This window comes from Pseudescherichia sp. (assembly GCF_031979925.1).
In the GTDB taxonomy this organism is placed as follows: domain Bacteria; phylum Pseudomonadota; class Gammaproteobacteria; order Enterobacterales; family Enterobacteriaceae; genus Pseudescherichia.
Map to the genome: position 1 here is coordinate 464808 of NZ_DALZFB010000002.1, position 24857 is coordinate 489664.

Below are 24857 nucleotides of genomic sequence, written 5' to 3' on the forward strand. Positions count from 1 at the left end.
CCAGTAACAAGGAGTGGCGATGTATTACGGGCTGGACATTGGCGGGAGTAAAATCGCGCTGGGCGTCTTCGACAGTGACAGAACGTTACAGTGGGAGCGGCGCATCGCCACGCCCCATGAGAGTTACAGCGCCTTTTTAGACGCCATCGCCGGACTGGTGCACGATGCCGACGCCCGCACGGGCGAACGCGGCTCGGTGGGCATCGGTATTCCGGGCATGCCCACTACCGCCAACGGCACGCTCTACGCGGCGAATCTTCCTGCCGCCAGCGGCAGGGCATTACGGGCCGATCTCTGCGCTCTGCTGGGACGCGAGGTACGCCTCGATAATGACGCCAACTGCTTTGCTCTTTCGGAAGCCTGGGACGAGGAGTTTGCCCGCTATCCGCTGGTGATGGGGCTGATCCTCGGCACCGGCGTGGGCGGCGGGCTGGTGATCAACGGCAAATCCATTCCCGGCCACAGCTATATTACCGGTGAATTTGGCCACATTCGCCTGCCCGTCGATGCCCTTGAGATCCTCGGGCGTGATATCCCACTTATCCGCTGCGGCTGCGGCCAGCTGGGCTGCATTGAGAACTATCTTTCTGGCCACGGCTTTGCATGGCTCTACAATCACTTCTACGATCAATCTCTGAACGCACCTGAAATAATCGCTCTATGGGAACAAGGTGATGAGAGGGCGCTGGCGCATGTGGCTCGCTACGTTGAGCTGCTGGCGACTTGCCTGGGGACCATTTTGACCATCGTAGATCCGGATCTGCTGGTGATCGGCGGCGGGCTGTCAAATTTCGCCGCGCTGACCACGCTGTTGTCCGACCGTTTGCCGCTGCGTCTGCTGCCGGTTGCCCGGGTACCGCGCATTGAGCGCGCCCGGCACGGCGACGCGGGCGGCATGCGTGGCGCAGCCTTCCTCCATCTCACCGATTAAGCACAAGAGGCCGATATGCAGTCGCGTCGTTTTAGCCGACTAAGTCGTTTTCGCCGCAACAAACGCCGTTTGCGCGAGCGTCTACGCCAGCGCATCTTTTTCAGAGACAGAGTGGTACCCGAAGTGATGGAAAAACCAAGAGTGGTCATATTGACCGGGGCGGGGATCTCCGCCGAATCGGGCATTCGTACCTTCCGCGCCGCCGACGGGCTGTGGGAGGAGCACCATGTAGAGGACGTTGCCACGCCGGAGGGGTTTGCCCGTAACCCGGAACTGGTGCAGTCGTTCTATAACGCGCGCCGTCGCCAGCTTCAGCAGCCGGAGATTGCGCCTAACGCCGCGCATCTGGCGCTGGCTAAGCTGGAAGAGGAGCTTGGGGATCGCTTTCTGCTGATCACCCAGAACATCGATAACCTGCACGAGCGGGCAGGGAATAATAATGTGCTGCATATGCACGGCGAGCTGCTAAAGGTGCGTTGCGCCTCCAGCGGCCAGGTGCTGGAGTGGACGGGCGATATTACGCAGGAAGACAAATGCCACTGCTGCCAGTTCCCTTCGCCGCTGCGCCCGCACGTGGTCTGGTTTGGTGAGATGCCGCTGGGCATGGATGAGATCTACAGCGCCCTGGCGCTGGCGGATCTGTTTATCGCCATCGGCACCTCTGGACACGTCTATCCCGCAGCCGGTTTTGTGCATGAGGCGAAGCTACAGGGGGCGCATACCGTCGAGCTTAACCTTGAACCGAGCCAAGTAGGCAGCGAATTTGAAGAGAAGCACTACGGGCTGGCGAGCCAGGTGGTACCGGAGTTTGTCGACCGGCTGCTGAAAGGGCTGTAGGTCCAGAAAAACGCCGGGCGGCACGGCGTTTGCCCGGCCTACGTGTGGCTACAGTGTTTTTTGTAGGCCCGGCAAGCGCAGCGCCGCCGGGCATTTTACGCTTAACGACCCGCTTTTAGCTTCTGATAGTAGCTCTCGTAGATAGCGCTGGCATCGCCAACATCATTCTGCCACTCGCCTTTAGTGACGGTCTCAGCATCCGGGTAGAGCGACTTATCGTTGGCTACCGCCGGGGTGAGTAGCTTGCGCGCTGCCAGGTTAGGTGTCGGATAGCCGATGGTCTCAGCAACCTGTTTCGCCACGTCCGGGCGCAGCAGGAAGTTGATTAGCTTATGCGCACCATCAACGTTTTTCGCGTTGGCCGGGATCGCCAGGCTATCCATCCAGAAGATGCCGCCCTCTTTAGGCCACACCACCGTCAGCGGCGTACCGTTCTGGCGCGCCACATAGGCGGAACCGTTCCAGACCATCCCCAGGTTTACCTCACCCTCCATATAGGGGTTGGCCGGGTTGTCAGAGTTGAAGGCTGCGACGTTTGGCATCAGCTTTTGCAGCTCGTGGTAGGCCGCCTCAATCTCTTTTGGATCGGTGGTGTTACCGGAGTAGCCCAGCTTGCGCAGCGCCATCTGGAACACTTCTCGGGCATCGTCGGTCAGCACCAGGCTGCTCTTATACTCCGGCTTCCACAGATCGGCCCAGCTGGTCACGCTCTTTGGATCGATCGCTTCGCTATTCACCCCGATTGCCGTCGCGCCCCAGATATAGGGGATAGAGTAGTCGTTGCTTGGATCGAACGGCTTGTTCAGCACCTCTGGATCGAGGTTACTAAAGTTGGTCAGCTTGCTCTTATCAATCTTCTGGATCATCCCCTCTTTGCGCATCTTGTCGACAAAGTAGGTGGAGGGCACAACCAGATCGTAGGCGCCATCTTTATAGGTTTTGAGCTTGGCATACATGGTCTCGTTCGACTCATAGGTCGAATAGATCACCTTAATGCCGGTCTCCTTGGTGAACTGCTCCAGCAGGCCAGGAGGCACATACTCGGTCCAGTTATAGAAGTAGAGGGTCTTATTATCCTCGGCATGGGCGGCGCTCACGCTGAGCGCTAAAGCCCCTGCGGCGAGCAGGTGGCGTGACCAGTTTTTCATTTTAACGTCCCCTGATTGCGGAGCCTGTCTTCAGGCCCCTGGTTTTATCGCGGCCAATAAGCTGGCTGGCAATCACCAGACCCAGCGAGAGTACCAACAGAATGGTCGCCAGCGCGTTCACCTCCGGTGAGACGCCGACTTTCACCATTGAGTAGATCTTCAACGGTAGAATTTCATACCCTGGCCCGGTCACGAACGACGAGACAACCACGTCATCCATCGACAGGGTAAAGCTCAGTACCCAGCCGGCGGCCACGGCGGGCATCGCCAGCGGCAGTATGATCTTACGCAGGATAGTGATTTCGCTGGCCCCCAGATCCTTTGCTGCTTCCAGCATCCGCACGTCAAAGCCCTTCAGCCGGGAATAGACCGTCACGACCACAAACGGCAGGCAGAAGGTGATGTGCGAGAAGAGCAGCGACCAGAAGCCGAGCTGGATGCCGAGCAGCATAAACAGCACCAGCAGCGAGATCGCCATGACGATATCCGGGGACATCATCACTACGAACAGCATCCCGCTGACGAAAGGCTTGCCGCGAAAGCGGTAGCGGTAGAGCGCCACCGCCGTCAGGGAGCCGATCAGCGTGGCAAAGGTTGCCGACAGCACCGCCATGGTCAGCGAATGCTGGGCCGCCTGCAGCAGGCTGTCGTTGTTCATCAGCAGGCTATACCAGCTTGTGGTAAAGCCCTGCCAGTTGATGCCAAAGCGCGCCTGGTTAAAGGAGTTGACGATCAGAATAACGATCGGAATATAGAGGTAAGCGTAAATGGCGGTCATAAAACCGCCGCGCAGCAGTCGACCCATCACTCCAGCTCCACCTTTTTATTCAGCAGGCGCATTGCGCGCCAGTAGACCAGCAGCATCAGACCCATCACCACAGTCAGGGTGATGCTGGTCGCCGCACCGAACGGCCAGTCGCGAATGTTGAGGAACTGGCTCTTAATTACGTTGCCGATCAACAGGTTTTTCGCGCCGCCCATCAAATCCGAGACGTAGAACAGCCCCATCGCCGGGAGCATCACCAGCAGGCAGCCGGCGATAATGCCCGGCATGGTCAGCGGCAGGATGATGCGGATAAAGGTTTGCAGCTTGCTTGCGCCGAGATCCCGCGCCGCCTCCAGCAGCGGCTTGTCCAGTTTTTCAATGCTGGAGTAGAGCGGCATCACCATAAAGGGCAGCAGAATATAGACGAGACCAATGATTACCGCGCTGGGGGTAAACATAATGCGCAGCGGCGTATCGATGATCCCCAGCTCAAGCAGGAAGGCATTGAGGTAGCCCTTGGTACTAAGAAACAGCTTCAGGCCATAAATGCGGATCAGAGAGTTGGTCCAGAACGGCACGATCAGCAGGAAGAGCAGCAGTGGGCGCACCTTCTGCGGCAGCTTCGCCAGGAACCAGGCGAACGGATAGCCCAGCGCCAGACAGGCGAGGGTGGCGATCAGCGCCATATTGAGAGAGTGCAGCAGCACCTCAAAATAGAGCGGATCGAGCAGGCGCGTGTAGTTATCCAGCGTAAAGACCAGCTTAACGAAGGAGACGTCGTCGCGGGTCAAAAAGCTGGTCACCACAATCATCAGGTTGGGCAAAAAGACAAACAGCACAAGCCAACCGACGATAGTGGCGATCACCACGTTCTGGAATTTACTTGTGCTCTTCATCAGCCAGTACGACCTCCCAGCTCTCTACCCAGTTGATCGCCATCTTCTGATCCAGCGAGTGGTCGAAGTCGGGATCGTCTTCGTTGAAGAACTCGCTGACCATCACAATCTTGCCGTTCTCCAGCTCCACCACCGACTCCAGGGTCATGCCCTTGTAGTTACGCTCGCGCACGTAGCCAATCAGCCCTTCGATCTCATTGTCATCGTTGATCTCATCGACGCGCAGATCCTCCGGACGCAGCAGCACGTTCAGCTTCTGGCCTGGCGTGACGGCAAAATTGACATAGATATTGCATTCGCGACCTTCAACGCTGGCCTGCACGCGCTGTGCATCCAGGCGCTCGATCACCGTGGCGTTAAAGATGTTGATCTCACCGATAAAGCTGGCGACGAACAGATTCTTCGGCTCCTCGTAGATCTCACGCGGGGTGCCGTCCTGCTCGATTTTGCCATTCTGCATCACCACAATACGATCGGACATGGTCAGCGCCTCCTCCTGATCGTGGGTGACGAAGACAAAGGTGATGCCGAGCTTGCGCTGCAGCGCCTTCAGCTCGTTCTGCATCTGCTTGCGCAGCTTGTAGTCGAGGGCCGAGAGAGACTCATCCAGCAGCAGCATGCGCGGCTTGTTAACCACCGCCCGGGCGATGGCAACGCGCTGCTGCTGGCCGCCGGAGAGCTGGTGCGGCTTACGCTGGGCAAACTCCTCCAGCTGCACCATACGCAGGGCATCAGTAACGCGAGGAGCAATCTGATCCGCCGGGGTCTTCTGCATGCGTAGGCCAAAGGCGACGTTTTCGAACACCGTCATGTGCGGGAAGAGGGCGTAGCTTTGAAAGACGGTGTTAACATGGCGATGTTCTGCCGGAACGTTCGTTATATCATCGCTATCGAGGGTGATACGGCCGGTGTCGACGCTCTCCAGACCTGCAATCAGGCGCAGGACGGTGGTCTTACCGCAGCCAGAGGGGCCAAGCAGCGTCAGGAATTCGCCGTTATTGATGGTGAGATTGAGATCGGAGATAACGGTTTTCCCATCAAAACTTTTTCGAATCCCCGCCATTTGTACCAGCGGTGAAAGCGAACGTGATTGTGTATTCAATTTTTGACTCTGTCCCATGTAGACGCAGCGGCTGGCTTACCGATGCGGGGTTTGTGAGTAACCACCTTGGGTTTTGGCACATTAATAAGGCCTGGCATTCTACGGCAAACCACTGAAATCGCCAAACCTTGTTCTTATTTCTTACCCGGCCAGGTAATATCTCAGCCACTATTAAGGGTGTAATAAAATACAGGGTTTACAAGTTAAAAGTGACCTGACGCAATACATATCCTGTCGCGCTTCTTGATAATGACGTGACAAAAAGTGAGGGTGGCCGCATGGAAAAATTACTTGAGCGTTTTTTGCACTATGTTTCGTTGGATACCCAGTCGAAACCGGGTGTCAGACAGGTTCCAAGCACAGAAGGGCAGTGGAAGCTATTGGAGCTGCTTCGCGATCGGCTTAACGAGATGGGTCTCATCAACGTGACGCTAAGCGACAAAGGCACGGTGATGGCGACGCTCCCCGCCAACGTAGAGGGGGACATTCCCACCATTGGGTTCATCTCCCACGTCGATACCTCCCCGGACTTTACCGGCAAAAACGTCAATCCACAGATCGTCGAGAACTACCGCGGAGGCGATATCGCCCTGGGCGTAGGCGATGAGATCCTCTCCCCGGTGATGTTCCCGGTACTGCATCAGCTGCTGGGTCAGACGCTGATCACGACCGACGGTAAGACCCTGCTCGGTGCGGACGACAAAGCTGGCGTGGCGGAGATCATGACCGCGCTTGCGGTGCTGATTAAGCAGAACGTGCCCCACGGTGAGATCCGCGTGGCGTTTACCCCGGATGAAGAGGTAGGAAAAGGGGCGAAGCACTTCGACGTAGCGGCGTTTGGTGCACAGTGGGCCTATACCGTGGACGGCGGCGGCGTGGGCGAGCTGGAGTTTGAGAACTTCAACGCCGCCTCGGTGACCATTAAAATCGTCGGCAACAACGTGCACCCTGGCACGGCGAAAGGGGTGATGGTTAACGCCCTGACGCTTGCCACGCGTATTCACGCACTGGTCCCTGCCGATGAGAGCCCGGAGACTACCGAGGGCTACGAAGGTTTCTATCACCTTGCCAGCATGAAAGGGGCGGTCGATCGCGCAGAGATGCACTACATCATCCGTGATTTCGACCGCAAAAACTTCGAGGCGCGCAAACGCAAGATCATGGAGATTGCCAAAAAGGTTGGTAAGGGATTGCATCCGGACTGCTATATCGAACTGACGATCGAGGACAGCTACTACAACATGCACGAGAAGGTGGCTGAGCATCCGCATATTATCGACATCGCCCAGCAGGCGATGCGCGACTGCGATATTGAACCTCACCTCAAGCCGATTCGCGGCGGTACGGACGGCGCCCAACTCTCCTTTATGGGGCTGCCGTGCCCGAATATTTTTACCGGCGGCTACAACTACCACGGCAAGCATGAGTTTGTGACCCTGGAAGGGATGGAGAAAGCGGTGCGCGTGATCGTACGGATTGCGGAGCTGACCGCAAAACGGGGTTGATGGCGCTTGTCACACTATCGTCGTCATTACGTTCCCGGCGGGAGCTGGTTTTTCACCGTCAACCTGCGCAACCGCTATAGTGATTTGCTGGTCAGGCGCATTGACGCATTGCGTATGGCAACGGCGCAGGTAAAGCGCCGTAAGCCATTTTTAATTAACGGCTGGGTTGTTCTGCCTGAGCATATGCACTGTATCTGGACGCTACCGGCTGAAGAGAGTGATTACTCCGGCCGCTGGCGCGACATCAAAAAGCACTTCACCCGGATGCTGCAAACGAATGGTATCTGGCAGCCCCGATTCTGGGAGCATACCCTGCGCAATGAAGAGGATTACCGGCGGCATATGGATTACATCTATATCAACCCGGTTAAGCATGGCTGGGTTAAGCGGGTGCAGGACTGGCCTTATTCGACCTTTCATCGTGATGTCAAAAACGGATTATATCCGCTGGATTGGGCCGGAGATTATACCGAGTTTACCACCGGAGAACGGCGTTAATCGCATATCTCGGGCTTTGTTGGCCCGGCAAGCCTGCGCCGCCGGGCGTTACGTTACCGAGAATTAATCCTCGAAGAACCAGTAGCCGCTGTTGACCAACGCGGCGAGCATGGCGAGGAACGACGGGTCGTCCAGCGCGTCGCCGAGCGTGTCGGCGGTCACGATGATATGATTCGCCAGCGCGGCAAGGGCCGGGCGGTGCGGGGAGTCGACCTTCTCACCGTTGACAAATACCTCTTCGCCGACGCGCAGCACGCGCAGGCCGCCAAGGCGTACCAGCTTGTCACCCTGCTTCAGCGCGTCGTAGATCTCATCTGGCTGATACGGCGGCTCCGGCGGAGAGACGTCCAGCTCGTGGCGCGACTGGGAGATAAACTCACCAAACCACTGCTGGAACTGCGCTGGCTGGTTAATCAGCTCAAGCATCATGCCGCGCAGCTTATCCAGCTCCTGAGGCAGGATATCCGCCGGGTGCTCCCGCGACGGCACGTCCGGATCGCTATAGCGGTGGCTACCCAACTCGCGCTGCAATACATAGTCCGCGAAACCGCTGATCATCTCCCGACCGCTGGGTGCGCGGAAGCCCACCGAGTAGTTCATTGAGTTTTCAAGGGAGTAGCCCTCGTGCGGGTAGGCAGGGGGAATATAGAGGATATCGCCCGGCTCCAGCTCTTCATCAATGATCGCCTCAAAAGGATCAACCTGTAGCAGATCCGGGTGCGGACAGTGCTGCTTCATCGGCACCTTATCGCCCACGCGCCAGCGGCGGCGGCCGGTACCCTGAATAATAAACACGTCGTACTGATCGAGATGTGGACCCACGCCGCCTCCCGGGACGGAGAAAGAGATCATCAGATCGTCAATACGCCAGTCCGGCAGCGCCCGGAAGGGGCGCATCAGCGCGGCGCTCTGCTCGTGCCAATGATCCACCGCCTGCACCAGCAGCGACCAGTTGGTTTCACCCAGGTGATCGTAGCTCTCAAAGGGGCCGTGGCTGACGTTCCATTTACCATCCTGATGACTGACCAGGCGGCTGTCGACTTCGCTCTCCATCGCCAGTCCAGCCAGCTCATCCGGCGAGAGGGGATCGATAAAGTTGGCTATGCCTCGCTTCAGCACCACCGGGCGTTTTTGCCAGTAACGCTGAATAAAATCGGGCCAGTCGAGTGTTAGTTGATATTCCATATTAGTTTCCCGGTCTCGTGTCTGACTCGGATTATAACGGATGGCAACACGCCTGCGTGTTTAATTCGTTAATTATCCCCAGCGCTCTCCTGCTGACGGGCAAATATAGCCTCCATCCGTGCGCCGCCAAGCGGGCTTTCGCCAGCAACGATCTCCCCGTCGTACTGCTCCACGATCTCCCGGGCGACAGCTAAGCCCACGCCCTGGCCGGGTCGCAGGGTATCGGCCCGTTGACCACGGTCGAAAATGGTCTCCCGCAGGCTGACCGGAATACCGGGGCCATCATCATCAATGATAATGTGCAGCCGATCGTCGGACTGCCGGGCGGACACCTCAACAAACTCCAGACAGTATTTGCAGGCGTTATCCAGCAGGTTACCCATCACCTCCATCAAATCATTTTTCTCGCCGACAAAGCTGATCTCCGGGGAGATATCGAGAGTGATGACCACCCCTTTACGCTGATAGACCTTATTCAGAGCTGAGGTCAGGCTGTCCAGCAACGCCGCGACCGGATGCAGTTCGCGGCTGAGCATAATACTGCCGCCGCGCATGCTGGCCCGGTGCAGATAGTAGCCTATCTGCTGGGAGATACGGCTGATCTGTTCCAGCATCACCGGCTCGGCGTCGCTCACGCTCAACCTGTTGCTGCGCAGCGAGCGCAGCGTGCTTTGCAGCACCGCCAGCGGCGTTTTTAGGCTGTGGGTGAGATCGGTAAGGGTGGTGCGATACTTGTCGTAGCGCTCGCGTTCGCTTTTTACCAGGCGATTGAGGTTACGTACCAGACTGACCAGCTCGCGCGAGGTCTCCGGGTTCAGGCGCTCGCGGTAGTGATCCTCCAGCTCGCGTACCTCTTTTGCCAGGGCTTCAATAGGCCGCAGGCTCCAGCGCGCCGCCATCCACAGCAGAGGAATAACCAGTAGCAGGTTGGCGATCACCACGTAGATAAACCAGTTCCAGACCTGATGCGCCTGCTTGAGCTCGTCGGGCACGGTGTCGATCACCACAATGGTCATCGGTGGCATGTGAGCCGTTGCGGGGTAATAGTTCACCGCCACCGAGTGGGTGGTTTCACTATCGTGGTCGTTGGCACGTAGGTCGCTGAGCGCTTTCTGTGCGGACGGATCGCCGCTAATTAAGACGCTGGTGGCGTCGGCGTCGGCTTCAATCTCATGAAAACCGTCGACTTTTAGCCACTCAGGGCGGATGCGCTGCACCAGCCACGGCACGCTGCGCTGGGACCACAGCAGCTGACCCTGCTGGTCATAGATCAGCGCCACGGTAGGGCCGTGCAGATTCAGGTTCTCAGGCAGCTCAATACTGAAGCGCTGGTTATCCCACCTCGAAAGGGTATAGAAGAGATTGCTCTCACCGCGCAGCAGGCGAAAGGTAGTCTTGTCAAAGCTGACGCTGTAGCCCACCAGCGCCACCAGGCCGTAGGAGAGGGAGAGCACCAGCACCACGGCGGCGGTGGCAAGCAGAAAGCGGACCCGCAGGGAGAGCGGCAGCAGGTGCCGCCGGAGCTTTTTCATGAATGCAGTTCGAACAGATAGCCCTGGCCGCGCACGGTATTAATCACGTCATGAGGATACTGCGCCTGGATCTTTTTCCGCAGGCGGCCCATCAGTACGTCGATGGTATGGCTCTCACGCAGCTCGGCGTCCGGATAGAGCTGTAGCATCAGAGCATCTTTGCTGACAACCTTGCCGCTATTGCGGATCAGCGTCTCCATAATGGTGTACTCGAAAGCGGTCAGCTTGATCACCTCGTCATTGATAGAGAGCTCCCGGCGCGAAAGATCGACCTGGAAAGGCGGCATGGAGATAACCTGCGAGGCGTGGCCGCCGTTGCGGCGCATCAGGGCCTGCATACGGGCGGCCACCTCTTCAATATGGAACGGCTTGGTGACGTAATCATCGGCCCCGGCGCTCAGCACCTCGACCTTGTCCTGCCACCCTTCGCGGGCGGTAAGCACCAGCACGGGGAGGGTAACATCATGGCTGCGCCAGCGGCGGATCAGCGACAGTCCATCCTCATCCGGCAGGCCGAGATCGACAATGGCGATATCGGGAAGGTGTTCATTTAAATAGTAATCTGCTTCCTTTGCATCTTCGGCGGCGTCAACCTGATGTCCCAGCTCCTGAAGCTGCACTTTCAGGTGGTGGCGCAGCAAAGGGTTGTCCTCTACGACGAGTACGCGCATTGTCCGAACTCCCATGTATTCTTATTGTGAATAGTTTAACGCGAATTAGTGATTATGAGGCGATCGGAATCAACAGAGAGTAAACCAGCGGGAAGCAGCCTGCTCCCATAGCGAGAGCAGGCTAAAAGAGAGGAAATTATTTCAGCTCATCAACCATGGTAATGGCCCGACCGATATAGTTGGCAGGGGTCATGGCTTTGAGGCGGGTTTTTTCCTCTTCCGGCAGCGCAAGGCTATCGATAAACTGCTTCATACCTTCAGCGTCGACGCGTTTGCCGCGAGTCAGCTCTTTTAATTTTTCGTACGGCTTTTCGATACCGTAGCGGCGCATTACCGTCTGGATCGGCTCAGCCAGCACTTCCCAGTTGTGATCCAGCTCGTCAAGCAGACGATCGCGATTCACTTCCAGCTTGCTCACGCCTTTCAGCGTCGACTGGTAGGCGATCAGCGCGTAGCCGATGCCCACGCCAAGGTTACGCAGCACCGTGGAGTCGGTGAGGTCGCGCTGCCAACGGGAGACCGGCAGCTTAGCCGCCAGGTGTTGCAGCACCGCGTTAGAGAGGCCCAGGTTGCCTTCGGAGTTTTCGAAGTCGATAGGGTTAACCTTGTGCGGCATAGTCGAGGAGCCAATCTCACCGGCGATCGTCTTCTGTTTAAAGTGGTTCAGGGCGATGTATCCCCAGACGTCACGGTCAAAGTCGATCAGAATGGTGTTAAAGCGCGCCATGCAGTCAAACAGCTCGGCAATATAGTCGTGCGGCTCGATCTGGGTGGTGTAGGGGTTCCACTGGATGCCAAGAGAGGTCACAAACTCTTCGCTGAACTGGTGCCAGTCTACTTCCGGGTAAGCCGCGATGTGGGCGTTATAGTTACCTACCGCGCCGTTGATTTTACCGAGGATCTCCACCTGGGCGAGCTGGCGGAACTGACGTTCCATCCGGTAGGCCACGTTGGCCATCTCTTTACCCATGGTTGACGGCGTGGCCGGCTGGCCGTGAGTGCGTGAGAGCAGGGGGATATCGCGATACTGCACCGCCAGATCTTTCACCGCATCGATAATCTTGCGCCAGTAGGGCAGAACCACCTCTTCCCGGGCGGTATGCAGCATCAGGGCATGGGAGATGTTATTGATATCTTCCGAGGTGCAGGCGAAGTGGATGAACTCGGAGACCGCGTGCAGGGCCGGAACGTCGGCTACTTTCTCTTTCAGAAAATACTCGACCGCTTTCACGTCATGGTTGGTGGTGCGCTCAATAGTTTTGATACGCGCGGCGTCTTCTTCGCTGAATTCCGCAACAATCTTATCAAGGTAACCGTTTGCGTCGGCAGCAAAAGCAGGAACTTCCTTGATAGCTGCATGTGCCGCCAGCTTTTGTAGCCAGCGTACTTCTACCTGAACACGAAACTTCAGCAGGCCGTATTCGCTGAAGATCTCGCGTAGCGCGCTGACTTTATCGCCGTAGCGTCCATCGACAGGGGAAACGGCGGTCAGTGAGGATAATTCCATAAGACAAAACTCCGGGACGTTAACAATGGGCAAGAATTTGTTTCGCCTGCGTGGACAGACGATTACGGGAAAACATCAGCTGCAGACGGCCACCGCCGACCTGGTGCCAGAGCACGGCGGCGCGGATACCAGCCAGCAGCGAGGCGCGGACTTTAGCCTGCACCTGAGCGCTTTGCAGCACCGCCGGGGTGCCGGTGACTTGAATACGCGGACCAAGAGGGCTTATGACATCAACATAGATCGCGGCCATCGCGCTTAACAGCGTGTCGGAGTGCAGGTCGAAGTGTTCAAGCTGGCGCTGTAACCCGGCAATGCGATTGCCCAGCTCATCCATCGCGCCTTTACCTGCGGCGAGCTTACGCTCCAGCACCATCAGGCTCAGTGTGTAGCGCGTCAGCTCGGCATTCAGCCCCTGACGGCTGCTGGCGTTGAGCACGCCGAGCAGGGTCTCAAGGCCCATGCGCAGATTAGCTTCGCTGCCGCCAAATACCGCCAGCGTGGAGTCCGGATTCTGGTCAATCACGCTGTTCAGCGAGACATGCAGCGCGTCGGAATCGCAGGTACCCTGGTGTGCCAGCTGCTGTACCAGACGGGCCGACTGACAGATCCCTGCCAGCGCGATGGTGATATCATAATAGTTCTTCGCCACACTCACTCCTTGTATCCCCGCCGCCTTACGTGCCACGGGGAGAATGCTCTACGTTAAACCGGCAGCGGCAGGCGCTGCTCAATAATGCCGCCGCCCAGGCAAACTTCACCGCTGTAGAAAACAGCGGACTGGCCCGGCGTGACGGCAGCCACCGGCTCGTCAAAACGGACCTCGATACGTTCGTCATTCAGCGCGGTGACCGTGCAGGGAATATCAGTCTGGCGATAGCGCGTTTTCACCGTGCAGTGCAGCGTGCCGGTAAAGGTTTCGCGATCGACCCAGTGCAGCTGCTGGGCAATCAGGCCCACCGACATCAGGCGCGGATGATCGTGACCCTGGGCGACGATCAGTACGTTATTCTCAACGTCTTTATCGACCACGTACCATGGGTCTTCGCTACCCTCTTTGGTGCCGCCAATACCGAGGCCTTTACGCTGGCCGAGGGTGTGATACATCAGCCCCTGGTGCTCGCCAATCTCGTCGCCGTCAACGGTGATGATTTTACCCGGCTGGGCAGGCAGGTAGCGACCCAGGAACTCGCGGAATTTACGCTCGCCGATAAAGCAGATCCCGGTAGAATCTTTCTTCTTAGCGGTGATCAGACCCAGCTCTTCAGCAATTTTCCGCACCTCGGGCTTCTCCAGCTCGCCGACCGGGAAGAGGCTCTGGGCGATCTGTTCGTGGCCGAGGGTATAGAGGAAGTAACTCTGGTCTTTGTTGCCGTCCAGCCCGCGCAGCAGACGGCTTTTGCCGTCAACGTCTGCCCGGCGCACGTAGTGGCCGGTGGCGATGTAGTCCGCGCCGAGATCTTCAGCAGCGAACTCGAGGAAGGCTTTAAATTTGATCTCTTTGTTGCAGAGGATATCCGGGTTTGGCGTGCGTCCGGCCTTGTACTCTTCGAGGAAGTGCTCAAAGACGTTATCCCAGTACTCTGCGGCAAAGTTAACGGTGTGCAGCTCAATGCCGAGCTTGTCGCACACCGCTTGCGCATCCGCAAGATCGGCGGCGGCGGTGCAGTATTCCTCGCCGTCATCCTCTTCCCAGTTCTTCATGAACAGGCCTTCCACCTTATAGCCCTGCTGTTGCAGCAGGTAGGCAGAGACGGAAGAGTCGACACCGCCGGACATCCCGACGATCACTTTTTTTGGGCTTTCAGACATAGAATACTCGCGACATTAAACTTCAAGGCGGCGTATTCTATCATGCCAGCGCGCCTCAGGCATCACTTGTAAAAGGCCAGTTAAATTCGCCGATCAGCGCCAGCGGATAGCGCTGCCCGCTTTGGTAACAGCGGATACTCTCCGCCACCAGCGGCGAGCGCAGGTTGGAAGCGCTTAAAATCTCATCGGCGCTGACCCACAGGCAGCGATCGATATCGCCATCGTTAGGCCAGGTAGCGCACGTTTCGTTAAGCTCGATGGCAAACAGAAAGCGCAGGAAGGGGGTATTATCCGGGGCAATCCACTGGTGCATGCGGATAAAGTGCTGGGGTACGGCATCGATGCCGGTCTCTTCCCAAAGCTCGCGTGCCGCGGCCTGTACCAGCGTTTCATTTGCTTCCAGGTGTCCGGCAGGCTGGTTCCAGAGCGCCTTATCGTTAATGGTCTCTTCAACCACGAGAAACTTGCCCTGGGCATGCACTACGCAAGCAACGGTTACGTGCGGTTTAAACATACTCTCTTCCTTATTCAGCAATATCTCGCCACTCACCGTTAGCGAGATTTTCCAGCGTGTAATTCCCCATAGCGTAACGGATTAGGCGCAGCGTGGGAAAACCAACGTGCGCAGTCATGCGTCTGACCTGGCGGTTACGCCCTTCATAGAGAGTGATTTTCAGCCAGGCGGTAGGAATAGATTTACGTTCGCGGATCGGCGGATTGCGAGGCCAGAGCCACGCTGGCTCGCTGACCAACTCGACACCCGCGGGCAAGGTAGGGCCATCGTTGAGCGTCACCCCGTTACGCAGCGCCGTCAGCGCCTTCTCGTCGGGTTCGCCCTCAACCTGAACGTAGTAGATCTTCCCGGTGCGCTTACCCGGCTGCGTCAGCCGCGCCTGCAATGCGCCGTCGTTGGTCAGAACCAGCAACCCTTCGCTGTCACGATCGAGACGGCCTGCGGCGTAGACGTCGGCAACGGGAATAAAATCTTTCAACGTGTTGCGGCCAGCCTCGTCGGTAAACTGCGGCAACACATCGTAGGGTTTATTAAACAAAATCACACGTTTTGGGTGGTTTTTGCCGTTACGTTTGGTGGGTTGTTGTGAGCTGAATCGCTTAACCCGGTGATCTGTAAAAGAAGTTTTGCGCATGGTATTTTCAGATGTTATCAATTGCCGCATTATAGCGGAATAACTTGCGCCTTTCATGCCAGCCGACAATCAGTTAGTATTGACAGGCCCATTACAATTTATTAACAAAACAGCAGAACGAAAACACGCTCGAACTCGAAGGAGAGGTGAATGGAAAGCAAAGTAGTTGTTCCGGCGGAAGGTAGTAAGATCACCCTGCAAGACGGCAAGCTGAACGTGCCTAACAATCCGATCATCCCGTTTATCGAAGGTGATGGTATCGGTGTGGACGTCACGCCGCCGATGATCAAGGTGGTCGATGCCGCCGTGCAAAAGGCCTACAACGGTGAGCGTAAAATTTCCTGGATGGAAATTTATACCGGTGAGAAATCGACCCAGGTGTATGGCCAGGATGTCTGGCTGCCGACTGAGACCCTGGATCTGATCCGTGAGTATCGTGTAGCAATCAAAGGTCCGTTGACTACTCCAGTCGGCGGCGGTATTCGTTCCCTGAACGTTGCCCTGCGCCAGGAGCTTGACCTTTACGTCTGCCTGCGTCCGGTACGTTACTACCAGGGGACGCCAAGCCCGGTTAAACACCCGGAGCTGACCGACATGGTGATCTTCCGTGAAAACTCAGAAGACATCTACGCCGGTATTGAGTGGAAAGCCGACAGCGCTGACGCTGAGAAAGTGATCAAATTCCTGCGCGAAGAGATGGGCGTGAAGAAAATTCGCTTCCCTGAACATTGCGGTATCGGCATCAAGCCGTGCTCGGAAGAGGGTACCAAACGTCTGGTGCGCGCTGCCATTGAGTATGCGATCACCAACGACCGTGACTCCGTGACCCTGGTGCACAAAGGCAACATCATGAAGTTCACCGAAGGCGCATTCAAAGACTGGGGCTACCAGCTGGCTCAGGAAGAGTTCGGTGGTGAACTGATCGACGGCGGCCCGTGGCAGAAGATTAAAAACCCGAACACCGGCAAAGAGATCATCATTAAAGATGTGATCGCCGATGCGTTCCTGCAGCAGATCCTGCTGCGTCCGGCCGAATATGACGTGATTGCCTGTATGAACCTGAACGGTGACTACATCTCCGACGCCCTGGCAGCTCAGGTTGGCGGGATCGGCATCGCACCGGGTGCGAACATTGGCGACGAGTGCGCACTGTTTGAAGCAACCCATGGTACTGCACCGAAATACGCAGGCCAGGACAAGGTCAACCCAGGCTCGATCATCCTCTCCGCTGAGATGATGCTCCGCCACATGGAGTGGTTCGAAGCCGCAGACCTGATCGTTAAAGGCATGGAAGGCGCGATTAACAACAAAACCGTGACCTATGACTTTGAACGTCTGATGGACGGCGCTAAACTGCTGAAATGCTCAGAGTTTGGTGACGCGATCGTCGCGAATATGTAATCAGCTCCGCGGTTAGATGATAACGGGAGCCAGTGTGCTCCCGTTTTTTATTGCCGCTAATACCCCTTCAGCACACCAAGCAACGTGCTGCGCTGCCTGAACCACGCCGCAAAGAAGCCGATGATAATGAGAAACTCGGCAAGATCGCCGCCATAATACATCCACTGCGCGGCCGCCTGTATCTCCTCAAGGCTGGCCGAGGTGCCCTGCGGGTACCCATACCCGTACATTAGCTTGCCAAGAATCGCGTGCGCGGCGGTAGCTAAGAAAATCACTATCAGCCGGACGTTTCTCGACGGACGATGGGGGGCAGGATCCGGCCCGGCGACCGACCAGGTAAACAGGTAGCCGGAGAGGACAAAATGCACGTGGAGAAAAATAAACAGCACGGGATCGCCCATGCTCAACGCGTAAAAGGGAGTGAGGTAGAGCAGGTACATCCCGCCTATATCCAGAAACGCAGCGGTAACCGGGTGGATCAAAAAACGTATCGGGCGAATGCGGAGCAAGTTCATAATGCCGCGAGCCGTACGCGCGGGCACGCTGCGTAGCAAAAGCGAACCCGGTGCGCCAAATACCAGCCCGAGAGGTCCAAACATCCCTAAAAACAGGTGCTGCAACATATGGCCGCGCAGATCGTGATGGGCCCAGCTTGCCAGAGGCGGCAGCATGGCGGCCACGATCAACAGGGTTCCAGCGGTAAAGCTGGCGATGCGCCAGGTGCTCCAGCGAGCGGTACGGCGTATGCGCAGGGCGGCGAAGAGATAAAAGCAGAGCAGCACCAGAGGAACAATCACCAGTAGAATGAACAGCGCGAAAGAAGGTGCGCTTTCTGGATGGTGCATCATCGGCTCCACGACTCAACCCCTTGCCATACGTTGTGCGCGACGCCATATCAAATAACCTGCCAGTAACAGCAGCAGAGCAACCCCGTTCCAGATAAGGTCGTAGAGCAGAACGTTGTCAACGTAGCGGATCTGATGCAGCCTGAGCAGCTTGTGATCGACAATCCCGTCAAACAGCTGAAAACCACCCATGCCAAAAACGAATCCTGCCCATGCGGCTGTCCGGTTTAGCGTGCCGCGGCGATGAAGCCTGGCAAACATAAAAAAGCCGAGCACAAATAAGATCAGCTCAGCGGAGTGCAGCAGCCCATCCGAGAGCAGGCTAAAAGCCGGCGTACCCCAGTCAAAAAAGTGATGCCAGGCGAGAATCTGATGGAACACCACCTCATCAATCGCCGCCATCATACCGATGCCAAGTGGAACGGTGGCTGTTAGCGATCGTTTTAAGTCGGAATGACGAGCAGACGTTAATGGCGGCATTGCGCTCTCCTGAGCAAGATTAAAATCTTAATTAAGAAGCGTAGTTGAAAACAACCGGGTTCCGGAGACATGTTGCTGGCAAAGGTGCTAATCTGCTGATTTGTTAAGGCTGTTTGATAATCAGAGGGAAATTATCCGCAATGGAGATTACGTTAGTAAGGCATGGCAAACCCGATTTGAAGAAGTCTGGCAGCGTGAGTGCGGCAGGCATGGGAGAGTGGGTATTGGCATACGATGCGTCCCGTATTTCTGGCTCGCCAGGGTCTGCGGCCAACGCGGCGTGTCAAAACAGTAATCTCATCGTCAGCAGTCCGCTTCCTCGGGCAACTTCCTCCCTTGAGACCCTGGGCGTGAAGCCGGATCTTATTTTAAATGAGCTGAGCGAAGCTCCACTGCCCATCTTCAACGTACCGACGATTAAACTGTCGCCATCACTGTGGCTAATACTCTTCAGGCTGCTATGGCTGGCAGGCGCTTCGTCGAGCAGTGAGTCCTGCTCTGATGCGAAACAGAGAGCTAAAAGAGTCGCCGATCGCCTAACGGCGCTGGCCGATGAACACGATCGCGTTCTCAGCATGGGGCACGGCATCATGAACAAACTGATATCCAAAGAGCTGGAGCGTGCTGGCTGGGAAAAAGTGACGGATGGGAAACCGGGTTACTGGGGAACGGTAAGATACTGCTATAAAACGTGAGCCAGATGAATCTTCTTTCTCATCACCGTAGCGTAAAGATTGCATAATGCGACAAAATGTCGCATATTGATTTGCGCACGCTTTGCATACAAATTTTCCACGCAAGGTGATTAAATCCGGGAGACAGGTGATATGGCCATAAGCATTCGTTTAGACGACGACTTCGTTAGCGACGTAAAGATTCATGCTGAAGCTGCAAACCGCAGCGTTCCCAGGCAAATTGAGCACTGGGCAAAAATAGGGCGGATTGCGGAGGATAACCCCGACCTTCCCTATAGCTTTATCAGTGAAACCCTGCTGGCGCAAAGCGAAGTTAAAAACCAGAAGGTAACGCGATATGCCAGAAGGACAGGGCGTTCAAAAGATTGATGTTTATCAGAGTCGCCGTTTCGAAAAAGCACTGGATAAACTTCCTGCCACCTTACTGAAGGTGGTGGAGGATAAAATCGATAAAATCATTGATAACCCAGCTATAGGCGAGCAGAAGAGAGGCGACCTCAGTTTTCTCTGGGTTCATAAATTTCAGCTGAATAAACAGCAGGTGCTTCTGGGATATAGTTGGGTCAAGGGTAAGCTGGAGCTATACCTGCTCAGCATCGGCCCGCACGAAAATTTCTATTAAGATCAGAAAAATAATCGAAAGGGCGACTTGAAGCTTATCGGTTAATCAAGAAAACAAAAACGGGAGCCAGTCGGTTCCCGTTTTTATTACCTATGACAACCCGGTCTGAAACAGCGTCAAAACCAGTTGTACTTAGAAGAGAGTGTCAGAAAGAGACCCGCTGCGGCTAACACATTCAGCAAGACTACCGTTCTGCTTGATACATTCATTGTTGCGTCCTTTCGGTTAAGTGACGGGGAGTTTAAACCAATTCAATGAAGTAAAAACTACCAAAAATAGTGTATGCCAAACGACAATGATTTCACGATGATTGCCGGACATTTACAATGAGAGAAGTATAGACGGCGATCGTCTGACGTAAAGTATGATTTAGGCATCTTTTACATAACCATGGAGAAACCCCGTGACCATTTATGACTCCCTGCTGGCGTTTACGCTGGCTGCCGCGCTGCTTACCCTGACGCCAGGGCTGGATACCGCGCTGGTGTTGCGCACCGCCTCGGTGGAGAGCCGGGCACAGGCGTTTAAAGTGGCACTGGGTATCAATGCCGGCTGCTTTATCTGGGGAGCAATGGTGGCGTTTGGTCTCGGAGCGCTAATCGCCGTCTCTGAACTGGCCTATTCGATTCTAAAATACTGCGGCGCGGCCTACCTCTGCTGGCTGGGAGTAAACATGCTGCTGAGCCGCGGAGGTGGGTTAACCGCCGCGGTGGAGGGCAATGCGCCAAAAGCAAAGCAGAGCGGGTTTATGAAGGGGCTGCTGGGTAATCTGTTAAACCCTAAAATGGGCGTTTTTTACGTCTCCTTCTTACCGCAGTTTATTCCCCATGGTCAGCCGTTAATCGCCTGGACCTTTGGGCTGGTGGCGATCCACGTGGTGTTGGGCCAGACATGGTCGACGGTACTGATTCTGGCGACGCGCCCGCTGGGCCGCTTCCTGAAGCGCAGCGCGGTAATGCGCTGGATGGATCGCACGACCGGCACGCTGTTTATTCTCTTTGCCGCTAAACTCGCGCTGAGTAAACGCTAACAGGTTCCACGGCGCAGCAGGCCAGGTAGCTTATCTATTGCACTGCCTTTTGCCAGCCAGGCCGGGATCTCCGCGGCGGGGATCGGCCTGGAGAAGTAGTACCCCTGCGCCTCGTCGCAGCCATACTCTTTCAGCATCATGGCGGTTTGCCGATCTTCAACCCCCTCCGCCAGCACCAGATAGTTCAGCTCCTTTAGCATCATGATGACATTGCGAGCGATAATCCGGCTATCAGAGTCAGAGACAATCTGGCTGATGAGCGAACGATCGAGCTTGATAATGTCGATGGGAATGCGCCGCAGATAGCTGATGTTGCTATAACCTGCGCCGAAATCATCCAGCAGGATTTTAAAACCCTTCTTCTTCAACTGGTCAAGCTCATATAGCGCCTCATCGCTCTCCAGCACCTTTTCTGTCTCCAGACATTCGATGCGCAGATCCGCGACGGTGAGTCCCGCGCGTATAAGTTTCTTCTCCAGCTCGTCGGCAAAGCCGTGGCGCGAAAAGTCGCTCACCGTGACGTTAATTGAAATGGGCAGGCCAATTCTGGCTCTGCGCCAGGCCTGAAGCTGGGCAATGACGGTTTTAATTACCCAGTGGGTAATATCCGTCATCAGGCTGGTCTTCTCTGCAAGCTGAACGATGGTGGAGGGTGGCACGTTGCCCTGGATCGGATGATGCCAGCGAAGCAGCGCTTCACAACCCTCCGTCAGGCCGGTGTGCAGTGAAATTTTCGGCTGGTAGACCATATAGAGCTGATCTTTCGCTTTGATCGCCTCGCTCAGATCGTGCAGCAGCCGAAAATGATTATTACGCTTCTGGTCGAGGATCGGATCGAATGCCAGAACGGGAATTTGCTGGCGCATCGCCTCGTGCAGGGCGCTGATCGCCTGGCGCAGGATCTCATGCGGATCGCTATCCTGCGGAATGAAGTTAACGTAGCCGGTATGCACCTTAAGATTAATATCGATGTCGCCACGGATCTGCGCCTCGATATCCGGCAGGGATTCTGCCCTCTGGATCAGCGTCCGGGCAACATCGGCGCCTACCAGCACGGCGTAACGGCCAGGGGCAAAGGCAAACAGCGTCATCCGCGAGGGCAGCTTCAGACGCAGACGTAGCAGCGGACCAAACCCGCGTAGCATCTTCTCTACTTCCGGAACGCCCAGGTAGCGCGCCAGCTCATAGGCGCGGGGCATATCAATGCAGTCGAAGAGGATCAGTGACCAACGCTGCGCATTCCTATCCTGCTCCAGCTTCTCTATCTCTTTCAGGAGGAACTGACGGTTGGGCAGCCCGGTCAGGCCGTCAATACGGCCTAATGAGTACCAGGCCTCAAGATAGGTGCTTGCAAGGGCGGCGACGCGCAGAAAATTTTCAATCTGTTCAGACGTTGGGAAGATTGTTTGAGCATGGCTAACGCACAGCGTGCCCAGCACAAATCCCTCTTTGGTTTGCAGAGGCGCGGCGGCGTAGAAGATAACCTGGTTTCTGGTCACCAGGGAGTGGCTGGCAAAGCGGCTATCGGTACGGGTATCGTAGCAGATCACGGTTTCAGCGCTGGCGACAGCATACTGGCACATCGTTTCGGGGATAGGTGATTTTTGTTGCAGTCGGGAGATGTTCTTTACATATTTAATATATTGATACTGGTCGTCGAAAATGGTGACGAAGCATCCGCTAACACCCATTATATCGCTAGCCAGATTCGCAAACTCGCCCAGGGCGGTATCTCTCGCTTTATCATGCTTACGTAAGAGCGCAAGTGCCGCCAGTCTTTTTGTTTCGTTTTTGTTAAGTCCGCCGAACATGTATGAGCTCCTGCTCAGATTACGATCTGAAACATTCAAAATCAGTACTGACGCAATATTATTTGTAACACCAAATTAACATGTCATCCACGCGTTAATGCTTTTTAAGCATAGCCGATGTCAATACGGTAAAAGCACCATTGAGATGAGGGAGTGAGGCATAGAATATATCGTCTACAGGCAGATTGCGGGCAGACGATATAAAGAACCAGGGGGATCGAGAGGGATTACCACCAGCCCAGCTGCGTGCCGGCGACAACGACAATTGCCACGATAAGCATAATAACGGTTGTTTTCTTCACGCGTTGCTCCTGAAAGATCGCTAAATAATAAATTAATCCAGAACAATAAAGGGGCTTTTTTGCCGACTTTTCTTCTCCTGATACATGGCGACATCGGCCATGCGCAGGGCAGTATCGGCGTCGGTCTGCGTTGGGTCAATCTCTACAATACCGATACTGGCACCGGGGTAGTAGATCCGTACATCCCCCAGGGTGTAATCACCGGTAATATACTCGCTCAGGCGCGCCTTGAGTTCGCTAAGGTAGGTCTCGTCGCTTTTACCACGGGCGCTGCCTGGACAGGCAAGCATAAACTCATCGCCGCCCAGCCTGCCAGCGATGTCGTTGCTGTCGCACTGACGCATAATCCGCTGACCCACCTGAACCAGAAACATATCGCCTACGTCATGACCAAAGCTGTCGTTAATTGACTTAAAGTTATCAAGATCGATAAAGGCGATGATCACCGGCACATCAAGATGGCGTGCCAGCGAAAAGAGGGTGGTGAGATTGTCAAAGATTGCCCGCCGGTTAGGCAGGCCGGTGAGCGCATCGGTGTAGGAGTGGGCAATCAGCGCCGCGTTGGCCTCCCGCAGCTGTGTTACCAGCGACTCTTTCTGGATCGCCTGAGAAATTAGCCCGGCAAAGAGATGCAGAACCTGGTTCGCCCGCACGCTTAGCGTATGGGTTTCTGCGCTGGCCGCGCAAAGCGTGCCGTACAGCGACCCGTCAGCCAGATGGACAGGCGTACTGAGATAGGTTTTGATGCCCAGCGCACGGGCCGGTTCGCAGTCGCCCCACTGCTCGGCAACGTTACTGCTAAAAAAACGTTCATCATCCAGCGCGCGTTTGCAGAGCGTATCGCCCCAGGAAACGGAGAACCCCTCTGGAATATTCATCTGCTTGCTGTTCCGGGCATACAAAATATGCTGCAGACGGGCATCAATATCGATTTTGGTCAGGTAGGTTGACTCCATCTCGGTCACCAGCTCAAGCATCTCCAGCAGCTGGCGGACCAGGCTTTCAACGGTTTGTTCACTAGAGAGCGTTTCCGAGACGCGAGCCAGAATAATATCTGACATGACTATCTTTTACTCCCGTATAAAGGCAATAACCCCTTATACGTTATGGTGAATATTTGGACTATGTGTACAATTAAACATGAAAACCAGCAGATTCATATATCATGTTTTCTCATCTGCAAAAAAATAGCAGAGGTTTTGATCGCGGCCATGAATTACTGTCGTGACAATGACCTGTCTCCCGGAGTAAAATTTCCGTTAGGAATTATCCTAACCGCAAATTCTATTTTTTCGTGAACGAGAGAGCTATGTTTCAGTTAAAACCGGGCAGCCTGGCAATGATTATTGGCGCACAAACTCCAGCTGGACGCCGCAATATTGGTAAATCCGTGGAGTTGTTTGCGCTGTGCCAGCCGGGAGAACGTTTTCTTAACCCGGTTAACGGCGTGATGACCGACATGCCGGTTACCGCTCCCCGTGCGCTATGGCTGGTGACAGGAGACGTCGTGGCCTTTGACGGCCAGCAGGGATTTGCATTTGTTCGTGCCGAGCATCTGATGCCGCTTCTACCGGACTCAATGCCGGAGGAGGCCGATGCCCGCGAGTGGTGTTAAGCTGCATCGTGCGCGTTGATCCAGGCAACCAGCGCGGGCAGTTCCTGCTCTGAAAATACCTTAATGCCATGTTCAGCCAGCAGCGCCGCCGCTACGCCCATCCCCGGCTGGCGTTGACCACTAAAGCTCCCGTCGTAAATAGCACGGCTGCCGCAGGTCGGGCTGCCGTCGGTTAACAGCGCCACGTGACAGCCCGCGTCCTGCGCTGCACGCAGTGCCAGCCAGGCCGCCAACTGATAGTGTCCGGTGACGTCCGTACCGTCGCTCTCTATGATGTGGGCCGTACTCTGCATTACGTCCATCCCATTGCCGCCGCTAATTTCCGCTGAAAGACGCGGTACCGGCAGTCCAGCGGCAAGTTCAGGGCAGTGGATCACCAGCCGCCCCTCCTGTTGCCAGCGTGCAAGAGTTTCCTCTATTGCCTGTTTTTCACTGCCGTTATAGCGCACCTTAAAGCCCATCAGGCAGGCGCTTACGAGGATCTTCGTTTTCATGGTTTCAGAGACGGCGAGGGGAGAAGA

Annotated in this window: 28 protein-coding genes; 10 read left to right on the forward strand and 18 right to left on the reverse strand. The window is 55.8% G+C overall.

The genetic code is table 11. From position 1 onward, the window contains the following. Window positions 1-19 precede the first annotated feature (19 nt). The gene (gene nagK / locus RTM13_RS05675) at window positions 20-931 is read left to right on the forward strand and encodes an N-acetylglucosamine kinase (protein ID WP_312210838.1); all 912 of its coding nucleotides are present in this window, start codon (window positions 20-22) and stop codon (window positions 929-931) included. Window positions 932-946: 15 nt separating this feature from the next. Continuing rightward, on the forward strand, window positions 947-1768 hold the full coding sequence (gene cobB, locus RTM13_RS05680; protein WP_312210839.1) for a Sir2 family NAD+-dependent deacetylase: 822 nt from the start codon (window positions 947-949) through the stop codon (window positions 1766-1768). Window positions 1769-1869: 101 nt separating this feature from the next. Here the strand turns inward: cobB and potD are convergent, their stop codons facing one another. From potD to potA, 4 genes are read right to left on the reverse strand one after another with little or no spacing between them, the layout of a single operon-like run. Continuing rightward, window positions 1870-2916 carry a spermidine/putrescine ABC transporter substrate-binding protein PotD gene (gene potD, locus RTM13_RS05685; protein WP_312210841.1) on the reverse strand — a complete coding sequence of 349 codons (1047 nt, stop codon included), beginning with the start codon at window positions 2914-2916 and terminating at the stop codon, window positions 1870-1872. A gap of 1 nt (window position 2917) precedes the next feature. Further along, window positions 2918-3724, reverse strand: coding sequence for a spermidine/putrescine ABC transporter permease PotC (gene potC, locus RTM13_RS05690; RefSeq protein WP_312210843.1), 807 nt, complete (start codon window positions 3722-3724; stop codon window positions 2918-2920). Continuing rightward, a complete protein-coding gene (potB, locus tag RTM13_RS05695) occupies window positions 3721-4578 on the reverse strand; it encodes a spermidine/putrescine ABC transporter permease PotB (protein WP_312210844.1) in 858 nt (285 codons plus the stop codon). The genes potC and potB overlap by 4 nt, the downstream gene beginning before the upstream one ends. Beyond that, window positions 4562-5698: a spermidine/putrescine ABC transporter ATP-binding protein PotA gene (gene potA / locus RTM13_RS05700; protein ID WP_312210846.1), complete on the reverse strand. Its 1137-nt coding sequence runs from the start codon at window positions 5696-5698 to the stop codon at window positions 4562-4564. Before potA ends, potB begins: the two co-directional genes overlap by 17 nt. A gap of 260 nt (window positions 5699-5958) precedes the next feature. Here potA and pepT point away from each other — a divergent pair, with 260 nt between their 5' ends. Together pepT and RTM13_RS05710 are read left to right on the forward strand one after the other, a co-directional pair. Then, window positions 5959-7185 (forward strand): peptidase T, encoded by a 1227-nt coding sequence (gene pepT / locus RTM13_RS05705; RefSeq protein WP_312210848.1) that lies wholly within the window; start codon window positions 5959-5961, stop codon window positions 7183-7185. A gap of 6 nt (window positions 7186-7191) precedes the next feature. After that, the gene (locus RTM13_RS05710; RefSeq protein ID WP_312210849.1) at window positions 7192-7683 is read left to right on the forward strand and encodes an REP-associated tyrosine transposase; all 492 of its coding nucleotides are present in this window, start codon (window positions 7192-7194) and stop codon (window positions 7681-7683) included. Window positions 7684-7746: 63 nt separating this feature from the next. Here the strand turns inward: RTM13_RS05710 and RTM13_RS05715 are convergent, their stop codons facing one another. The 8 genes from RTM13_RS05715 to rluE all read right to left on the reverse strand — a co-directional run bounded on the left by RTM13_RS05715 (window position 7747) and on the right by rluE (window position 15565). Further along, complete coding sequence (locus RTM13_RS05715) at window positions 7747-8868, reverse strand: cupin domain-containing protein (RefSeq protein ID WP_312210851.1); 1122 nt, start codon at window positions 8866-8868, stop codon at window positions 7747-7749. A gap of 68 nt (window positions 8869-8936) precedes the next feature. Further along, window positions 8937-10400 (reverse strand): two-component system sensor histidine kinase PhoQ, encoded by a 1464-nt coding sequence (gene phoQ, locus RTM13_RS05720; RefSeq protein WP_312210853.1) that lies wholly within the window; start codon window positions 10398-10400, stop codon window positions 8937-8939. Next, window positions 10397-11071 (reverse strand): two-component system response regulator PhoP, encoded by a 675-nt coding sequence (gene phoP, locus RTM13_RS05725; protein WP_312210855.1) that lies wholly within the window; start codon window positions 11069-11071, stop codon window positions 10397-10399. Before phoP ends, phoQ begins: the two co-directional genes overlap by 4 nt. Before the next feature lie 136 nt (window positions 11072-11207). Next, complete coding sequence (purB, locus tag RTM13_RS05730) at window positions 11208-12578, reverse strand: adenylosuccinate lyase (protein WP_312210857.1); 1371 nt, start codon at window positions 12576-12578, stop codon at window positions 11208-11210. A 19-nt stretch (window positions 12579-12597) separates the two neighbouring features. Beyond that, window positions 12598-13227, reverse strand: a complete 630-nt coding sequence (gene hflD / locus RTM13_RS05735; RefSeq protein WP_312210859.1) for a high frequency lysogenization protein HflD — start codon at window positions 13225-13227, stop codon at window positions 12598-12600. Between the two features lie 53 nt (window positions 13228-13280). Continuing rightward, entirely contained in the window at window positions 13281-14387 is a 1107-nt protein-coding gene (mnmA, locus tag RTM13_RS05740; RefSeq protein WP_312210860.1) for a tRNA 2-thiouridine(34) synthase MnmA, read from the reverse strand. Between the two features lie 55 nt (window positions 14388-14442). Continuing rightward, window positions 14443-14901 carry an NUDIX hydrolase gene (locus RTM13_RS05745; RefSeq protein ID WP_312210861.1) on the reverse strand — a complete coding sequence of 153 codons (459 nt, stop codon included), beginning with the start codon at window positions 14899-14901 and terminating at the stop codon, window positions 14443-14445. A 10-nt stretch (window positions 14902-14911) separates the two neighbouring features. Continuing rightward, window positions 14912-15565, reverse strand: coding sequence for a 23S rRNA pseudouridine(2457) synthase RluE (rluE, locus tag RTM13_RS05750; protein WP_312210862.1), 654 nt, complete (start codon window positions 15563-15565; stop codon window positions 14912-14914). A gap of 120 nt (window positions 15566-15685) precedes the next feature. Between rluE and icd the strand changes: the two genes are divergently transcribed. Then, window positions 15686-16936: an NADP-dependent isocitrate dehydrogenase gene (gene icd, locus RTM13_RS05755; protein WP_103821166.1), complete on the forward strand. Its 1251-nt coding sequence runs from the start codon at window positions 15686-15688 to the stop codon at window positions 16934-16936. 56 nt (window positions 16937-16992) lie between these two features. Here the strand turns inward: icd and RTM13_RS05760 are convergent, their stop codons facing one another. Together RTM13_RS05760 and RTM13_RS05765 are read right to left on the reverse strand one after the other, a co-directional pair. Further along, window positions 16993-17781 (reverse strand): cytochrome c oxidase assembly protein, encoded by a 789-nt coding sequence (locus tag RTM13_RS05760; RefSeq protein ID WP_312210864.1) that lies wholly within the window; start codon window positions 17779-17781, stop codon window positions 16993-16995. 15 nt (window positions 17782-17796) lie between these two features. Further along, complete coding sequence (locus tag RTM13_RS05765) at window positions 17797-18261, reverse strand: DUF2243 domain-containing protein (protein ID WP_312210866.1); 465 nt, start codon at window positions 18259-18261, stop codon at window positions 17797-17799. Window positions 18262-18401: 140 nt separating this feature from the next. Between RTM13_RS05765 and RTM13_RS05770 the strand changes: the two genes are divergently transcribed. The 3 genes from RTM13_RS05770 (at window position 18402) to RTM13_RS05780 (ending at window position 19578) form a co-directional block, all read left to right on the forward strand. Continuing rightward, window positions 18402-18956, forward strand: a complete 555-nt coding sequence (locus tag RTM13_RS05770) for a histidine phosphatase family protein (RefSeq protein ID WP_312210867.1) — start codon at window positions 18402-18404, stop codon at window positions 18954-18956. A gap of 132 nt (window positions 18957-19088) precedes the next feature. Then, window positions 19089-19325: a TA system antitoxin ParD family protein gene (locus RTM13_RS05775; protein ID WP_312210868.1), complete on the forward strand. Its 237-nt coding sequence runs from the start codon at window positions 19089-19091 to the stop codon at window positions 19323-19325. Beyond that, window positions 19294-19578 carry a type II toxin-antitoxin system RelE/ParE family toxin gene (locus RTM13_RS05780; protein WP_312210869.1) on the forward strand — a complete coding sequence of 95 codons (285 nt, stop codon included), beginning with the start codon at window positions 19294-19296 and terminating at the stop codon, window positions 19576-19578. The genes RTM13_RS05775 and RTM13_RS05780 overlap by 32 nt, the downstream gene beginning before the upstream one ends. Window positions 19579-19694: 116 nt before the next feature. On the opposite strand, the gene yncL is transcribed toward RTM13_RS05780, so the two are convergent. Continuing rightward, the gene (gene yncL, locus RTM13_RS05785; RefSeq protein WP_103821162.1) at window positions 19695-19787 is read right to left on the reverse strand and encodes a stress response membrane protein YncL; all 93 of its coding nucleotides are present in this window, start codon (window positions 19785-19787) and stop codon (window positions 19695-19697) included. Window positions 19788-19981: 194 nt separating this feature from the next. Between yncL and RTM13_RS05790 the strand changes: the two genes are divergently transcribed. Then, a complete protein-coding gene (locus RTM13_RS05790) occupies window positions 19982-20608 on the forward strand; it encodes a LysE family translocator (protein WP_312210870.1) in 627 nt (208 codons plus the stop codon). Here the strand turns inward: RTM13_RS05790 and RTM13_RS05795 are convergent. Both RTM13_RS05795 and RTM13_RS05800 read right to left on the reverse strand, forming a co-directional pair. Next, complete coding sequence (locus RTM13_RS05795) at window positions 20605-22419, reverse strand: EAL domain-containing protein (RefSeq protein ID WP_312210871.1); 1815 nt, start codon at window positions 22417-22419, stop codon at window positions 20605-20607. The two genes, RTM13_RS05790 and RTM13_RS05795, sit on opposite strands and share 4 nt — an antisense overlap. A 334-nt stretch (window positions 22420-22753) precedes the next feature. Further along, window positions 22754-23782, reverse strand: coding sequence for a sensor domain-containing diguanylate cyclase (locus RTM13_RS05800; RefSeq protein ID WP_312210873.1), 1029 nt, complete (start codon window positions 23780-23782; stop codon window positions 22754-22756). A 248-nt stretch (window positions 23783-24030) separates the two neighbouring features. Here RTM13_RS05800 and RTM13_RS05805 point away from each other — a divergent pair, with 248 nt between their 5' ends. Further along, on the forward strand, window positions 24031-24336 hold the full coding sequence (locus RTM13_RS05805) for a hypothetical protein (RefSeq protein ID WP_312210875.1): 306 nt from the start codon (window positions 24031-24033) through the stop codon (window positions 24334-24336). On the opposite strand, the gene RTM13_RS05810 is transcribed toward RTM13_RS05805, so the two are convergent. Then, window positions 24333-24830 carry a DUF523 domain-containing protein gene (locus RTM13_RS05810; protein ID WP_312210877.1) on the reverse strand — a complete coding sequence of 166 codons (498 nt, stop codon included), beginning with the start codon at window positions 24828-24830 and terminating at the stop codon, window positions 24333-24335. The genes RTM13_RS05805 and RTM13_RS05810 overlap by 4 nt on opposite strands. Window positions 24831-24857: the final 27 nt, after the last annotated feature.

Coding starts and splice junctions, on each gene's coding strand:
- RTM13_RS05745 (WP_312210861.1), bottom strand. CDS start 14,901: ATGTTTAAACCGCACGTAACCGTTGCTTGCGTAGTGCATGCCCAGGGC.
- RTM13_RS05780 (WP_312210869.1), top strand. CDS start 19,294: ATGCCAGAAGGACAGGGCGTTCAAAAGATTGATGTTTATCAGAGTCGC.
- phoP (WP_312210855.1), bottom strand. CDS start 11,071: ATGCGCGTACTCGTCGTAGAGGACAACCCTTTGCTGCGCCACCACCTG.
- RTM13_RS05800 (WP_312210873.1), bottom strand. CDS start 23,782: ATGTCAGATATTATTCTGGCTCGCGTCTCGGAAACGCTCTCTAGTGAA.
- icd (WP_103821166.1), top strand. CDS start 15,686: ATGGAAAGCAAAGTAGTTGTTCCGGCGGAAGGTAGTAAGATCACCCTG.
- RTM13_RS05810 (WP_312210877.1), bottom strand. CDS start 24,830: ATGAAAACGAAGATCCTCGTAAGCGCCTGCCTGATGGGCTTTAAGGTG.
- phoQ (WP_312210853.1), bottom strand. CDS start 10,400: ATGAAAAAGCTCCGGCGGCACCTGCTGCCGCTCTCCCTGCGGGTCCGC.
- RTM13_RS05775 (WP_312210868.1), top strand. CDS start 19,089: ATGGCCATAAGCATTCGTTTAGACGACGACTTCGTTAGCGACGTAAAG.
- RTM13_RS05805 (WP_312210875.1), top strand. CDS start 24,031: ATGTTTCAGTTAAAACCGGGCAGCCTGGCAATGATTATTGGCGCACAA.
- potD (WP_312210841.1), bottom strand. CDS start 2,916: ATGAAAAACTGGTCACGCCACCTGCTCGCCGCAGGGGCTTTAGCGCTC.
- yncL (WP_103821162.1), bottom strand. CDS start 19,787: ATGAATGTATCAAGCAGAACGGTAGTCTTGCTGAATGTGTTAGCCGCA.
- potA (WP_312210846.1), bottom strand. CDS start 5,698: ATGGGACAGAGTCAAAAATTGAATACACAATCACGTTCGCTTTCACCG.
- nagK (WP_312210838.1), top strand. CDS start 20: ATGTATTACGGGCTGGACATTGGCGGGAGTAAAATCGCGCTGGGCGTC.
- purB (WP_312210857.1), bottom strand. CDS start 12,578: ATGGAATTATCCTCACTGACCGCCGTTTCCCCTGTCGATGGACGCTAC.
- cobB (WP_312210839.1), top strand. CDS start 947: ATGCAGTCGCGTCGTTTTAGCCGACTAAGTCGTTTTCGCCGCAACAAA.
- RTM13_RS05795 (WP_312210871.1), bottom strand. CDS start 22,419: ATGTTCGGCGGACTTAACAAAAACGAAACAAAAAGACTGGCGGCACTT.
- potB (WP_312210844.1), bottom strand. CDS start 4,578: ATGAAGAGCACAAGTAAATTCCAGAACGTGGTGATCGCCACTATCGTC.
- RTM13_RS05715 (WP_312210851.1), bottom strand. CDS start 8,868: ATGGAATATCAACTAACACTCGACTGGCCCGATTTTATTCAGCGTTAC.
- pepT (WP_312210848.1), top strand. CDS start 5,959: ATGGAAAAATTACTTGAGCGTTTTTTGCACTATGTTTCGTTGGATACC.
- RTM13_RS05770 (WP_312210867.1), top strand. CDS start 18,402: ATGGAGATTACGTTAGTAAGGCATGGCAAACCCGATTTGAAGAAGTCT.
- RTM13_RS05760 (WP_312210864.1), bottom strand. CDS start 17,781: ATGCACCATCCAGAAAGCGCACCTTCTTTCGCGCTGTTCATTCTACTG.
- mnmA (WP_312210860.1), bottom strand. CDS start 14,387: ATGTCTGAAAGCCCAAAAAAAGTGATCGTCGGGATGTCCGGCGGTGTC.
- RTM13_RS05765 (WP_312210866.1), bottom strand. CDS start 18,261: ATGCCGCCATTAACGTCTGCTCGTCATTCCGACTTAAAACGATCGCTA.
- rluE (WP_312210862.1), bottom strand. CDS start 15,565: ATGCGGCAATTGATAACATCTGAAAATACCATGCGCAAAACTTCTTTT.